12 protein-coding genes are annotated in these 14,476 nt (G+C 61.2%); 8 read left to right on the top strand and 4 right to left on the bottom strand.

All coding sequences use genetic code 11. The features are described 5' to 3' along the window. Positions 1–70: 70 nt before the first annotated feature. The gene (locus NF551_RS11595; protein ID WP_227894519.1) at positions 71–1,495 is read right to left on the bottom strand and encodes a sugar nucleotide-binding protein; all 1,425 of its coding nucleotides are present in this window, start codon (positions 1,493–1,495) and stop codon (positions 71–73) included. Between the two features lie 5 nt (positions 1,496–1,500). After that, entirely contained in the window at positions 1,501–2,499 is a 999-nt protein-coding gene (rfbB, locus tag NF551_RS11600) for a dTDP-glucose 4,6-dehydratase (protein ID WP_227894518.1), read from the bottom strand. A gap of 137 nt (positions 2,500–2,636) precedes the next feature. On the opposite strand from rfbB, the gene NF551_RS11605 reads away from it, so the two are divergent. Genes NF551_RS11605 through NF551_RS11630 form a run of 6 tightly spaced genes read left to right on the top strand, consistent with a single transcriptional unit; the run spans position 2,637 to position 8,145 of the window. Continuing rightward, the gene (locus NF551_RS11605) at positions 2,637–3,929 is read left to right on the top strand and encodes a hypothetical protein (RefSeq protein WP_227894517.1); all 1,293 of its coding nucleotides are present in this window, start codon (positions 2,637–2,639) and stop codon (positions 3,927–3,929) included. 20 nt (positions 3,930–3,949) lie between these two features. Beyond that, positions 3,950–4,918: a glycosyltransferase family 2 protein gene (locus NF551_RS11610; protein WP_252604963.1), complete on the top strand. Its 969-nt coding sequence runs from the start codon at positions 3,950–3,952 to the stop codon at positions 4,916–4,918. Positions 4,919–4,977: 59 nt separating this feature from the next. Then, entirely contained in the window at positions 4,978–5,715 is a 738-nt protein-coding gene (locus tag NF551_RS11615; protein WP_227894515.1) for a glycosyltransferase family 2 protein, read from the top strand. A 2-nt stretch (positions 5,716–5,717) separates the two neighbouring features. Then, entirely contained in the window at positions 5,718–6,095 is a 378-nt protein-coding gene (locus tag NF551_RS11620) for a DUF2304 domain-containing protein (protein ID WP_227894514.1), read from the top strand. A gap of 46 nt (positions 6,096–6,141) precedes the next feature. Further along, entirely contained in the window at positions 6,142–7,029 is an 888-nt protein-coding gene (locus tag NF551_RS11625; protein ID WP_227894513.1) for a glycosyltransferase, read from the top strand. 24 nt (positions 7,030–7,053) lie between these two features. Then, positions 7,054–8,145, top strand: coding sequence for an NAD-dependent epimerase/dehydratase family protein (locus NF551_RS11630; RefSeq protein WP_227894512.1), 1,092 nt, complete (start codon positions 7,054–7,056; stop codon positions 8,143–8,145). Positions 8,146–8,238: 93 nt separating this feature from the next. Here the strand turns inward: NF551_RS11630 and NF551_RS11635 are convergent, their stop codons facing one another. Then, on the bottom strand, positions 8,239–10,014 hold the full coding sequence (locus tag NF551_RS11635; RefSeq protein WP_227894511.1) for a hypothetical protein: 1,776 nt from the start codon (positions 10,012–10,014) through the stop codon (positions 8,239–8,241). 221 nt (positions 10,015–10,235) lie between these two features. Beyond that, positions 10,236–11,375, bottom strand: a complete 1,140-nt coding sequence (locus NF551_RS11640) for an acyltransferase family protein (protein WP_227894510.1) — start codon at positions 11,373–11,375, stop codon at positions 10,236–10,238. Between the two features lie 152 nt (positions 11,376–11,527). Between NF551_RS11640 and rfbA the strand changes: the two genes are divergently transcribed. Both rfbA and NF551_RS11650 read left to right on the top strand, forming a co-directional pair. Next, complete coding sequence (gene rfbA, locus NF551_RS11645) at positions 11,528–12,397, top strand: glucose-1-phosphate thymidylyltransferase RfbA (protein ID WP_227894509.1); 870 nt, start codon at positions 11,528–11,530, stop codon at positions 12,395–12,397. Positions 12,398–12,474: 77 nt separating this feature from the next. After that, positions 12,475–14,466, top strand: coding sequence for a DUF6541 family protein (locus NF551_RS11650; RefSeq protein WP_227894508.1), 1,992 nt, complete (start codon positions 12,475–12,477; stop codon positions 14,464–14,466). Positions 14,467–14,476: the final 10 nt, after the last annotated feature.

Raw genomic sequence — 14,476 nt, forward strand, 5'->3', positions numbered from 1 at the left:
GGGAATGCAGCAACGGCGTGTCTTCTAAATCATGAAGACACGCCGTTTTTCTGCTCTGGCAGATACTTTCCTACTGCCGCACTTCCCCGGAGGGCGAGTCGAGATAGCGGTGCAGGGCATCACCGCTGTTCCGCGGACGAAAACCGGCCGCCTTGATTTTGTCCAGCGGAAGAACGCTGTTCAGGGGACGCGGTGCCGCGTCTTTCCCGGCAAAATACTCAGCCGTGCCTACCCCGGTGACATCCGTGCGGTGGCTGCCGGCAGCTGCATAGACATCCGCCGCGATGTCCGCCCAGGACTGGGCGGGACCTTCGTTGCTGAGGTTGTACGTTCCAAACGGTGCCCCGCTGGTCAGCAGGTGTTTGATCGCCGCAGCGATGTCTTCCGTGAAGGACAAGCGACCTATCTGGTCGTTCACAACGGAGGGCTTGATTCCCCGCCCGGCCAGGGAGTTCATGGTGCGGACAAAATTGCTGCCCTCTCCGATCACCCAGCTGGTCCGCACAATGTAGTGCTGCGGGACCACGGAGACGACGGCGTCGCCTGCGGCCTTTGTCTGCCCGTACACCCCCAGCGGGGAGAAGGGTTCATCTTCCGGGTGCGTTTCGTTGATGCCGTCGAACACGTAGTCACTGGAGACGTGGACAAGAGTCAGCCGGTTTTCCACGGCCACCTTAGCCAGCCGCGCAACGGCACTCACGTTGATCTCCCAGGCCAGGCGCCGGCCCTCCGGAGTCTCCGCTGCGTCCACCGCCGTATAGGCAGCCGCGTTGACGATTGTGGAGTAGTTCTTCCAATTGCGCTCATAGGAAGCAGGATCCACCAGATCGAACTCGGCCCGCCCGGCAAACTCCACGGAGGGATCGCCGGCGTAAGCCTCCCTCAGGGCCCGCCCCAACTGGCCGTCAGCGCCCAGGACGAGGGTCTTTCGCGGAGCCATCGGAACGACGTCGGCCATACGGGGATGCGCCTTGTCCTTGTCCGAGAGCTCAGCCTGCTCCAGCGGGATGGGCCATTCAATGGCAGCGGTCTCGTCGGCGAGGTTCAGGAAGGTGTACTGGCCTTGCGCATCCGCGCTCCAGTGGTCGTTGACCAGGTAGGTATAGGCGGTGTTGTCTTCGAGCGTCTGGAAGGCATTGCCCACTCCGCGCGGAATGAAAATCGCCTGGCTTGGATCCAGTTCAGCCGTAAACACAGCACCGAAGCTCGGCCCTTCGCGCAGGTCCACCCACGCACCGAAGATTCGGCCTGTGGCAACGGAGATGAACTTGTCCCACGGTTCGGCGTGGATTCCCCGGGTGGTACCGGCCTTCTCGTTGAAGGAGATGTTGTTCTGGACGGGGCCGAAGTCCGGCAGTCCCAGAGCCAGCATTTTCTCCCGCTGCCAGTTCTCCTTGAACCAGCCGCGGTTGTCGCCGTGGACAGGCAGGTCAAAGAGGACGACGCCGGGAATCGCGGTTTCATGGGCGGTGAGCGCCTTGGAGAATTCCACCATTGCCGCTACTGCCCCTGGACCTTGTACTTGGCTTCGGTTTCGGCCTTTTGCGGCCGCCACCACGCTTCGTTTTCCCGGTACCAGGCGATCGTGGCTTCGATGCCCGCCTCGAAGTTGGAGAACTTCGGTTCCCAGCCCAGCTCGGTACGCAGCCTCGTGGAGTCGATGGCATAGCGCAGGTCGTGGCCGGGCCGGTCGATGACCTGGTCATAGGCATCGGCAGGCTGGCCCATGTGCTTCAGGATCAGCTCAACGACTTCCTTGTTGTTCTTCTCCCCGTCAGCACCGATCAGGTAGGTCTGCCCGATCTCGCCCTTCTCGATGATGGTGAGGACAGCGGAGGAATGGTCGTTGGCATGGATCCAGTCCCGCACATTCTCGCCCGCCCCGTAAAGCTTCGGACGGATGCCGTCGATCACGTTGGTGATCTGCCGCGGGATGAACTTCTCCACGTGCTGGTAAGGACCGTAGTTATTGGAGCAGTTGCTGATGGTCGCCTGCAGTCCGAAGGAACGCACCCAGGCACGCACCAGCAGGTCCGAACCCGCCTTCGTCGAGGAATAGGGGCTGGACGGGTTGTACGGGGTGGCCTCAGTGAACCGCTCCGGATCGTCCAGTTCCAGGTCGCCGTAGACCTCGTCCGTAGAGATGTGATGGAAGCGCTTGCCGTGCTTCCGGGCCGCCTCGATTAGCGTGTAGGTGCCGATGATGTTGGTGTCCAGGAACGGACGCGGGTCGTGGAGCGAGTTGTCGTTGTGCGACTCTGCTGCGTAGTGGACTACGACGTCGCAGTCCTGCACGAGGGTGTCAACGAGGTCGCTGTCGCAGATGTCACCCTGCACGAAGGTGAAGCGGTCCTCGGGAAGGCCCTGAAGCGAGGCCAGGTTGCCTGCATAGGTGAGCTTGTCCAGCACCGTGATGGAGGCACCGGTGTGGGCCAGCGCATAGTGAACAAAGTTCGAACCAATAAAGCCGGCCCCGCCGGTCACAAGGAGTCTGTGCATAGCACCACTCTAGTCTGTGCGCCCGATGGGTTGAGCGGCCCTGCACCCTCCAGCCTGAGCGCTTGTGCTTGGACTAGACTGGGTGGAATGTGTAAGCCGAGCACCAACATCCCCACACCCGGACCCGGACCCCTGGGATGACTCGACGTTCCGAGAAGAGCACCGGAAACGACAGCGGGCAGTCCGGAGGACTCACCGGTGTCGGGTTGTCTTCACTGATCGCTGCTGCCTCGGGATATCTGGTCTTGTTCATCGCCGCACGGTCCCTGAACGAGGCCGAAAACGCCTCGTTTCTCGCGTATTGGGCGGCCCTGTTTTTCGTCATCGGGATACTGGCCGGAATCATCAACGAGGGAACGCGCGCAGTCAGCAGCAGCGTCCAGCGAGGCACATCCGGGACCGGGCCCAGGATCTTGGGCACCGGGCTCGGAATTGGGGTAGCTGCGGCCGCAGTCATCGCTGCATCGTCTCCGTTGTGGGCCGGCGAACTCTTCACCGACGGCCAGCCGTGGCTGCTGGTCGCAGGCATGAGTGTGGTGGCTGTCGCTTACGCCGGACATGCGTCTCTGGCTGGCGCTGCCGGAGGGCTGCGGGAGTGGAAGCTTTTTGCGGGACTGGCAGCCGCTGAGGCACTCGTCAGGCTGGCGGCTGTCGCCCTGGTGGCCCTGCTTGCGGCCGGTCTTGCAGGTATAGAAATGGCGTGCATCGCAGGCGCCTTCGTTTGGCTTCTGTTCCTTGTCTTCGGATCCAGTGCACGCAAAGCTGCCGGTGCGCGGTCTGATGTTCCAGGGCCTGTACTGATTAGACGCATGGGGCATGCCCTGACTTCCGCTGCAGCGACGGCGACACTCATCACCGGATACCCGGTGCTCCTGAAATTCACGACTCCGGACGCAGAATATGCGCTCGCTGCGCCCTTGATCCTGGCCATCTCTCTGACGCGTGCCCCCATCATGCTGCCGCTGCAGGCATTTCAGGCAGTATTGATCAACCGCTTCGTCAACGCTCCGCGGGACCGCGGCCTGGGGTTGCTGATCCGCCCACTTGCCCTGATTCTCGCTATCGGGGTTGCAGGTGCCGCCTTGGCGGCCCTGGCCGGCCCATGGATAATGCTCATTTTCGGTCCCGGTTATTGGGTTGACCCGTGGACGATGGCCGTTTTGACCTTCGCGGCCGCCCTCATGGCGGCCCTGACGCTCACAGGGACTATTGCCTTGGCCATCGACCGTCACCGGATCTATGCCGTCGGATGGGTCACTGCGACCGTCGTGGCCCTCGGCGCACTGTTGCTGGATGGTCCGCTCGTCGACAGGGTCTTTGCGAGCCTCATTGCCGGCCCGCTTGTGGGAATTGCAGTGCACGTTATCGGAATCCGCCGCCGGGCGTCTGATGTTGTTGTCCCAACCCTGCCGGAACAGAAAGACAGCTGATGTTTTCACACCCGCCGTTGGTGAGTATCGTAACGCCCTGCTACAACGCCCAGAAGGTCCTGTCCCGAGCCGTAGGAAGCGTCCGCCAGCAGACCATGGCTTCGTGGGAACTCATCCTGGTCAATGACCGCTCCACGGACGGGACCGCCGCTGCCGCGCAGGCACTGGCTTCGCAGGATCCCAGGATTAGGGTCCTGGACCTCCCGGAAAACCTCGGCAGTTCCGGGGCCCGCAATGCCGGGATCGATGCGGCCACCGGAAGCTATCTCGTCTTCCTGGACGCGGATGACGAGATGCTGCCGGGATTCCTCGCCCGGCTGACAAGCCTCATGACGGCGGACACTGACGTTGTAGCCTGCGGCCACTTCCTCGTCAGTCCGGACGGAAAAGTCAAGCAGCGCAGCAGCAAGTCCAAGGGCATGCTGCTCACCGGTGAAGCAGTCCGCGCGGGGATGACCGGGGCACTGACTCCCTTCCCATGGGACAAGCTTTATCGCAGGGAGCTTTTCGAGGGCCTGCGATACCCCGAAGGTGCCCACCGGTTTGAGGACATGACCATGAACGTGGCCCTTTATGCACGCAGCCGGGCCGTCAAGGTGTGTGATGAACCGCTTTACCGCTACTACGTCTCTACGGGGTCCCTCACCTGGGGACGGATTCCCAGCACGACCGACACGGAAACGGTCAAAGCTCATCTGGAGGCCAATTTGGACTCCAGATACCGAACCGGTGCCTTCGCCCCGGCCTACGCGGCCATGCGGGTCCTGATGTACCTGCTCGTGGCACAAAGCGCTGCCATTTCCCGGGACCGGAATACCGGAAAGCGGGTCCTGTCAGATTGCCGGAAACAGCTGACCTACGGAACGGTTGCCCAAGCGGCCCGGATCGCTCCTGTACTTGCAGGCGGGGCAGGTCTGCTGAAGCTGTGGCCAACCGCCTTCGCGGCTCTGTACCAACGCTATGCTGCCCGCAGCTACGGCCTCGGCTGACCGCCCGGCAGGCCCCTTCGTCCGCAAAACTTCTCTAGAATTGGTATAAGTTAAGAGATATGGCCAATCCCCCCTACAAACGTGCGCTGGTTATCATGCCCGCATGGAATGAGGCCGAGACCGTAGGCGCCACCGTCCGCGAAGTCTTGTCCCTCGAGGATCACTTCGATGTCCTTGTGGTCAACGACGGTTCCACTGACGGGACCGGCGAAGCAGCGGCGGCCGCAGGAGCAACCGTACTCAATTTGCCGTTCAACCTCGGGGTGGGCGGTGCCATGCGTGCCGGTTTCCGGTTCGCTGTTCGTGAAGGTTATGACTCAGCCATCCAAGTGGATGCGGACGGCCAGCACGATCCCGCGGACATCAGGCGCGTTCTCAACGGACTCCAGGATGCGGACATCTCCATCGGCGCGCGCTTTGCCGACCGGGGTTCGTATAAGGTATCCGGCCCGAGGAAATGGGCCATGCAAGTGCTCGCCGCGGTGATCTCCCGCCTCAGCCGCACGCGGCTGACTGACGTAACGAGCGGCTTCCGTGCAGCTAACAGCCGCGCCTTGGCCCAATACCTCGATCATTACCCGGCCGAATATCTGGGAGACACAATAGATTCTTTGGTCGTCGCCATTAAGTCCGGATGCAAGGTGACACAGATTCCCGTGGAAATGCGGATCCGGCAAGGCGGCAAACCAAGCCACAATCCGCTCAAGGCCGGCATCTACCTCGGGCGGTCTGTTTTCGCACTCCTGTTTGCCCTTACACGCAAGAAATCCAATCCGCCTACCCAAAACGGAGTGTGAGAGTGGCACTCATCACAGCCTTTATCCTGCCGCTTATCATCGTTGTTTACATCCTCGACCTGGTCCGCAGGAAAAAACTCCGTGAAAAATACGCGGCCCTGTGGCTCATCGTTGGTGTAATCACCCTGGTCTTCGCCATTTTTCCAGGTCTCTTGGGCGCTGCAGCGACTGCCCTGGGTGTCCAGGTACCTTCCAACCTTCTCTTCGCAATTACGATCGTTTTCACAATCGGGGTCCTGCTCCACCTTTCGGTGGAGATCTCGGAAGTTGAGGACGAGACGCGTGCGCTGGCTGAGGAAGTGGCCATTCTCCGTGTACAGGTGGAACGGCTCAGAGCAGGCGCGAACAGCGGGCCCTCGAGGTCCACTGACTCACAGTAGCCACCCGCCGTCCAGTATTACTTCGTAGAAAGTGCATTCCCTTTCCATGCCACTAGACATATTCATCCCGTACTGGGGCGATCCGGACTACATGATGGAGACAGTCCAGAGTGTTCTGGCTCAGACCAGCGACGACTGGCTGCTGACGGTCGTGGACGACGCGTATCCCGACACCACCATTAAAGAGTATTTTGCCGGGGTAAATGATCCGCGAATTCGTTACGTGCGGAAGCCGCAGAATGAAGGAATTACGGCCAACTACCGGACGTGTGTGGAGATGGCCACCCAGGAAGTCATGACCATTCTGGGCTGCGACGATGTCCTGCTGCCCAACTACGTTGAGACAGTGATTAAGGGACACCGGAAATTCCCCGGTGCCGCCATCATCCAACCTGGTGTCCAAGTCATCGACGAAGACGGACGCATTACACGAACCATGGTTGACACCGTCAAGCAAAACGTGGTGCAGCCACGGGCACGTGAGTACCGCATTCTTTCCGGCGAAGCTCTTGCCGCCAATCTCCTCCACGGCGATTGGCTGTACTGGCCGTCGCTGGCTTTCCGCGTTGACAAGATCCGCGAAGTTGAATTCCGGGAAGGCTTCCCAATTATCCAGGACCTCGCCCTGGTAATGGACATGATCTTCAAGGGGGACCAGCTTCTCCTTATCGATACGCTCTGCTTCTCCTACCGGCGCCACACGGCCAGCGCTTCATCGTCCAAACTCGTGGACGGTTCGCGTTTTGCCGGCGAACGCGACTACTTCAGCGTGGCCGCACAACAGGCCAAGGAACTTGGCTGGTTCAAAGCCGAGCGTGCTGCCAACGCCCGGATCACGTCCCGTGCCCACGCGCTGACCTTGCTGCCCAAAGCCTTGATCAGTCAGAACACCGCCGCCGCACGGGTCCTCTTTCGGCACGGCTTCGGCCGCTAACAGGTTTTAACGAAAGGCATAATTGTGAATTCGGCACAGAACCACGCAGCACAGACTGTCCTGGTAACCGGCGGTGCGGGTTTTATCGGGTGTGCAATCTCCGATTCCCTTGTAACTGCATTCGAACGGGTCGTCGTCGTCGACAGCCTCCACCCCCAGATCCATCCTTCGGCGCAGCGGCCGGCGGAGCTCGCTGCCGGGGCTGATCTTCTGGTAGGCGATATCACGGATGCGAACTTCATGGACAGCGTGCTGTCTGATGTTTCACCCGACGTCGTTATTCATCTGGCTGCGGAAACCGGCACCGGACAATCCCTCGAAGAGTCCACCCGCCACGCCATGACAAATGTCGTAGGAACCACCGCTTTGCTGGACGCATTGAACCGCAGCGGAAAGCTGCCGCGGCGTATCGTCCTGACAAGCAGCCGCGCGGTCTACGGCGAAGGTGCCTGGCGCCGCAACGAAACCGGTGAGCTTTTCTATCCGGGGCAGCGCACGAGTGAGACGCTCGAACAGGCGCAGTGGGATTTCCCGGGAGCCACGCCCACCGCGATGGACGCCTCCGAGGTGTTCCCGGCCCCTGTCAGTGTTTACGGCGCGACCAAGCTTGCACAAGAAAACATCCTGCAGGCATGGGCTAAGTCATACGGTGTGGAGCCGGTTATCCTGCGTCTGCAGAATGTTTACGGTCCGGGCCAGTCCCTCATCAATCCCTACACAGGGATTATGTCGCTGTTCTGCCGCATGGCTAAGTCAGGGAAGTCCATTCCGCTCTACGAAGACGGTGATGTCCGGCGGGACTTCATCCTGATAGATGACGTTGCCTCCGCCGTTGTTGCCGCGGCAACGGCTGCTGCAGCTCCTCAGCGGATCCTCGACATCGGCTCCGGGGAATTCCAGACCATTGGCACGGCCGCTGCGCTCATCGCAGCCCACTACGGCGCTCCGGAGCCGCACGTCACCGGCCAGTATCGCCAAGGGGATGTCCGGCATGCCTGGGCTTCAGTGGAAGCTGCTGCCAGCGACCTTTCCTGGAAGGCGCGCTTCAACCTGGTGCAGGGCATCGACAGGCTGGCCAACTGGATCGACGAGCAGCCCAACGTCCAGCCCGCCTAGAGGGGTTCCCTCCGCACCTGCCGTGCGGGTACCTGCAGGTATGCGCAGCTCCTCAAGAGGGGCTGCGCATACCTGTATCTGGCCTTGCGTTAGTCAGCGGCCCGCCAAGGCCTCTGCCAGCGCTTCCTCGTTCCAGGGGTCCACGACAATCGAGGTGCCCGGATCCTCAGCCAGGATGTCGTTGACAGCTGTAGCAAGTCCGCTCTCGCCTTCAGAGAGGGCAAACATGCTCCAGGACAACTCCCAGTTGTGTTCGGTGTAGGTCTGTGTGAGGGCGCTGTACCACTGCTGGGCCAGCACAGGGTCCATTTGGGCGGTATTCGTGGTCAAATACATGGCAGGCTCCCCCGTGTTCCGGGAGACCGCATGGAGCAGCGCCAAGACGCTCCCGGAAGGACCGGACTCCCGAATACTGTCCTGGGCAAGCTTTTCCGAAACGCCGGGGGCCGTTCCCGCCAGGCCGGCGTCGGGCACGTGCACCAGGCCTCCAAACGCCTGGGACGCTGCCACCATGGCTGCCACACTGGCCGCGTACAGGGCTGGACGCTTTCTGCGTCTTCCCCGCTGGCCGGCCGCAGCCGGTGGCCTTCCGAATCCCGCAGCGTCGACGAAATGCATGACTGCCACGCCTGCGAGAACCAATGCCATGAGCTCCAGGGAGAGCATGAGCTTCATTGAGTAGTAGGAAAGTGTGCCCAGCTCGACGAGCTGTATAACGGACATCGCCAGAGTCGCCGCTGCCCCGCCGGCGAGAGCCAATACGCTCCAACCTGCCCTCTGCTGGGACGCTGAAAGTCCCTGGCGGCGGCTCCGCGACAGCAGCAAGATATACGCAACGGCACAAAGAGCGAGAAGCTGCCACAGGACGCCTGCGTCAAAATTCGGAAACGATGTCTCAGCGGTGACTATGTCCGGCACTTCCACTGAAGCAAGCTGATATACAGCCACGGCGGCGCCAGTCAGTCCCAGCACGATGACCATCCCTGCGCCAATGGACTGGGTCTTCGCAGCGGCCCAGCGGCTGCGTCTGCCAGGCAGGCAAAGCATCACTATTGCACCGGGCAGGTAAGCCAGCAGCGGCATCCAGTTGTTCGCTATCCCAACGGCTGCGAAAGTCGCGGCCATCAACGGAAGGACCATGGCGGGACGGTCCATCGATACCGCCAGCAGCACGGCGGCTGCAGCGAGGGAGACTGCCAGGAAGAAGTTGGCGTACCCATGCATGTACGCAACGGTGCCGGGGCCGAGGGACCAGCCGCACGCAATCACCACCGCTACCGGTCCGCCGATAAGGGCGGAGCGGCGGAACGCCGGCAACGAACATACTCCGGCGGTGACGAGCAGCGTCGACAGTACGACTACAACCCCCGTCAATATGGAGTAACTGACCAGCTCTGCTTCCATCGGACGCCATGATGGTCCGTGGACCAGCTCAGCAAGCGTGGCCAAAAGTGAATGGAAACCTTGAGGATAGTCGGAGAAGGACCACGCGCTCCCGTCGGGTGCAGACGGAAGAAGCGGGATCACCTGGCCTTCTCGACGGATCAGAAAGTACATATCGAAGTGCGAAGCGTTGTCCCACCGGGAGGACAGGAGAGACAGCGCGTCCTCGGCACGGCGGACAGTCAGCGAATTCCATTGGACAAAGGCTGCGGCGAGGCCAGCAGCAAGAGGGACCAGGTCAATTCCTCGCACCTGCGGCAGCAAGGACCTCTGCACGGACCCGCCTGCCAGTCGGAATGCGGCCGCTGCAGCCGCTGCTCCGGCTGCTGCACCCAGGACCAGGGTTCCGCGGTCAGGGAAGAATGCCGGCCACGGAACCCACCACAACAACGGAACTCCGCCAAGAAGCACGGGAAGGGTGAGCAAAAGCCGTCTGGATAGTGTCTTGGCCACCGGCAGCATCAGGAGGAGGCCCAGAAGCACAAACAGCGTCACAAAGCCGTTGAGCAGCCCCGCTGATCTCAGAATGGTGACGGCAGCAAATCCTCCGGCGCCCGAAACCAGAGCCAGGACGGCTGCATGACGGTTGGTAGTTGGCGGCCTCGAAGAGACTCGCCTTTGACTTCTGCGTGGTGGATCGGCAATCGTCATCGATCTGCTGTCTCGGGGTCACGCGTCTCCGCTTGACCTGTGCCTTCCTTGGGTTGAACTGTTTTCCGTCGACCACGAACCATTCGCATGACGGGCCTTTCGACCAGAATCCAGCTGGCCGCCGCCAATGGGAGGGAGCATACGGTTGCTATCAGCGTGAACGGAAGGATGCCGAGTTGGTGGACGCCGTACACCGCCAGAAGCTGCTGGACTGGAAAAGCATAGATGTAAAGCCCGTAGGAAACGTCGTTCTTCTTGATGATTGCCGGCGAGGGCAGCCACAGTGATATCCAGAGGATCCCGTAGCAGATGAAGACCGCGGAGGCGGCTCCGCCCCACTCTGGAACCAGCGCAGTAATCAGGACGGCTGCGCCGATGGAAAGGAGCGCAGGCAGCCAGTGAATACCGATACGGTGTTTCCAGACCTGGACCACGGCCCCGCCCAGGAAGAAGGGCAGGAGCTGGAAGAGCAGCTGGAAATCGAAGTTGTGCTGCAGGTACGGAAGGACAGACTCGATGTTGGCTTCCACCGCTACGCTCAGTACGAACGCTGCCGTCATGAACCAGGGAGACTTCCGGAAAAACGCGAACACCCCGACGAAGGCAACGAGGATATAGCAGAGGAACTCGTAGTAGAGGCTCCACAGCGATCCATTCCAAGCGCCCGGGTACGGAACGTTGAAGGGTGAACCGGCGACGTCGTAGGCATTCATCTTCAGGCCAAGGTTCGCAAAGACGTAGTTGGCCGGAGTGGTCGCTGTGCCGAAGAAACCGTCCAGGTTGCCCTTGGCGGCCGCGTAGCCTATTGGAGCAAAAACGAAGGCCACTACAACGAGGCAGACCACGAAAGCCGGCATGATCCGCGCGACCCGGTGAACCAGATAGTCTCCAAGGGAATTTGACCAGCGGCTCGCGGTAATAAGGTAGCCGCTGATCACGAAGAACCCCGCGATTGCCCAGCCGCCGAGGGTTTCACCTGCGAATCCGGGTTCATAGTCTGACCCGGTGAGGGGCCAGCTGTGGTGGACCAGGACAGTCAATGCCAGAAGCAACCGAATGAGGTTCAGGCTGTTGTTCCGGTTGTCGAAGGGTTTACCGACCCAGAGCTGGTTGGCGGACAGATCGGTTCTTGGCACAAGCCCTCCAGAACATTGGCAACTATCATTCATTAATGTTCGCTCCGCCACCGGCGTCTGACAGGCGAAAAGACCTGCCTTCACACAGGTCCAGCCGGCCCGCCGGGGACCATAATTTGGCGGGCTAATGAGCTCGGGCGATACTTCTTAGTATGCGTGGCATCATTCTAGCCGGAGGAACCGGTTCCAGACTTCATCCCATAACACGGGGCATCAGCAAGCAACTGGCCCCCGTCTACGACAAGCCGATGATTTACTACCCCCTCTCCACGCTGATTCTCGCTGGGATCCGGGACATCCTCATCATCACCACCCCGCATGACTCCGAACAGTTCAAGCGCCTGCTTGGGGACGGTTCGCAGTTCGGTATCTCACTCACCTACACGGAACAGCCAACTCCGGACGGCCTGGCACAGGCCTTCATCCTCGGTGAAGACCACATCGGGCAGGACACCGTGGCGCTGGTCCTGGGCGACAACGTGTTTTACGGTCACGGGATGGGCACGCAGCTGAAGCGTTTCAGCGATGTCGACGGAGGAGCCGTGTTCGGCTTCTGGGTTGCTGATCCTACGGCATACGGTGTCGTCGAATTCGATCAGGCGGGCAAGGCGCTCTCGCTGGAGGAAAAACCGGCTGTTCCCAAGAGCAACTATGCGGTACCAGGGCTCTATTTCTATGGCAATGACGTCATTGAGAAGGCCCACGAGCTCAAGCCTTCCCCCCGGGGTGAGTTGGAGATCACCGACATCAACCGCGCCTATTTGGAGGAAGGCCGGCTCCAGGTCGAAATCCTGCCACGGGGAACCGCGTGGCTGGACACCGGGACATTCGATTCCCTGAACGACGCATCGAACTTCATCCGCACCGTCGAGAGCCGTCAAGGCCTCAAGATCGGTGCACCGGAAGAGATCGCCTGGCGTGCTGGTTTCCTGAGCGACGATGAACTTCGTCAACGCGCCGAACCGCTGGTTAAGAGCGGCTACGGCGAGTATCTGCTGAGCCTCCTTACGCACGGGAAATAGCTTCCACCCTGGCCGCTCTGCCACCTCCCGGCGCTGGCCACATCCAGCACCGACGCCGTCGATTGTAAGGACCACCCATGGACTGGCTCAATGCCACCCCTGCAGTACTGGCCAGCTTGGCCGTGCTGTTCCTGCCAGGATTTGCCGTGACAGCTGCACTGCGCCTGCGGGCTTTCGACGCTGTCGCCCTGGCGCCGTTGGTTAGCGCCTCCCTGATCAGCGTGGGGGCGGTAATCGCGTCGTTGACCGGGTTGCCGTGGACTCCGGTTGTTCCCGTCGTCGGAGCTTTGCTTGCCGCTGCCGCGGCCTTCGCCGTTCGTCAGGTATTGGACCGAAGGTGGCCTTCAGCTGCACGCTTGCCGCGGGCTTCAACCCCGTCCCAGGAGCTGGCATTCTTCGCAGGGACTGCGATCGCAGCGGTGATCCTGGTTTGGCAGGTGACCCGGGTGCTCGGCAACCCCGATTCCTTTTCCCAGTCTTTCGACAACATCTTCCACCTGAACGCGGTTCATTACATCCTGGAGACGGGTGACGCGTCCTCCCTCTCCGTCGCTGGAATGACCGCAGGCGATGGTCCTGTTCCGTTCTATCCCGCCGGCTGGCACGGCTTCGCGTCTCTGGTGGCGCAGGTCTCCGGGGCGGAGCTCACGGTTGCAGTAAACGCGGCCAACATCGCAGTGGCTGCAGCACTCTGGCCCTTCTCAGTAATGTTCGCTGTCAGGCAGCTGGCGAGGCTCGCTTCAGCTGCAGTGATTGCCGGCGGCGTACTGATCGCCAGTTTCCCCGCTTTTCCGATCCTTCTGCTCGACTTTGGCGTCCTCTACCCCAACTTTTTCTCCCTGGCCATGGTGCCTGCGGGTCTGGCCCTGGCTGCGATCGTTCTGCAGCAGGCGCCGAATACCAGGATTTCCGTTCCTGCTGCGGTGTTCATCGCGTTGCTGGCTTACCCCGGGATCGCACTCGCCCATCCCAACGGCATGCTGACACTTCTGCTCCTGGCTGTGCCCCTGGTGATAGGCGCATACGCCCTTTATGTCCATGCCGCCCGCAACGCGGGGAAGGAGCCACTCCGGTCGGTTGGCCTGCCTTCACTGGCCTTGCTCATCGTCCTGGGGGCGTTCGCTGCTGTTTGGAACTTCGTCCGGCCGCCGGAAGAGGCCGCATTCTGGGGTCCTGTCGAGACCTCGGCACAGGCGTTTGGTGAAGCACTCTTCAACGCGCCCTTTGGACGTCCTGTCGCTTTCCTGGCCAGCGTCCTGGCGATCGTTGGGGTGGCCGCCGCCATCAGGCTCCCCCGGCTTCGATGGCTGCCCGCTTCCTACCTGATTGCAACGGCATTGTTCGTGATCGCTTCCGGCTTCGAGCGCTCGACCCTCCGCAGCTTCATTACCGGCGTGTACTACAACGATCCGAATCGGCTTGCGGCCATTCTTCCGCTCCTGGCAGCGCCCCTCTCCATTCTCGGGCTCAGCACTGTGTTTATGTGGCTGGGAAGCCGCGCTGCTTCAGCCCCTGGAGGCCGCGTGCTTGACTCGTTGACGCCGCGGGGACGCGCCGTGAGCGCAGGCGCAGCCGGTCTGGCAGGTGTACTGGTTCTGCTGCCGCTGACACAGGGACGGAACATGGACGACGCCATCTGGCGCGCGGCACAAATGTACATCCTGTCCGCGGATTCAGCCCTGGTCTCTTCTGACGAGCTGGAACTGATGGACCGGATAGACGAAATCGTGCCTGAGGACGCGACCATTGCGGTCAATCCATACACGGGCGGAGCTTTGGCCTTTGCCTTCTCGGACCGGGACACCACGCACAGGCATACGCTGGACACCGTAACTGAGGACACCATTACGATCGAGACTGATCTGCGGGACGCGGACCTCATTCCCGAAGTGTGTGTCGCCGCGCGAAACGAGAACCTCCAGTACGTGCTGGACTTCGGCGAGAGGGAAGTACACGGCGGGGATCACCGCTATCCCGGCATCGAAAACCTGGATACCGATCCAGACTTCGAACTAGTGGACCAGGTCGGCGAAGCCAAGCTGTATAAGTTCAACGGCTGCCAGGAGTAACACCTGGGCA

It is taken from the genome of Arthrobacter caoxuetaonis (genome assembly GCF_023921125.1).
Taxonomy (GTDB): domain Bacteria; phylum Actinomycetota; class Actinomycetes; order Actinomycetales; family Micrococcaceae; genus Arthrobacter_B; species Arthrobacter_B caoxuetaonis.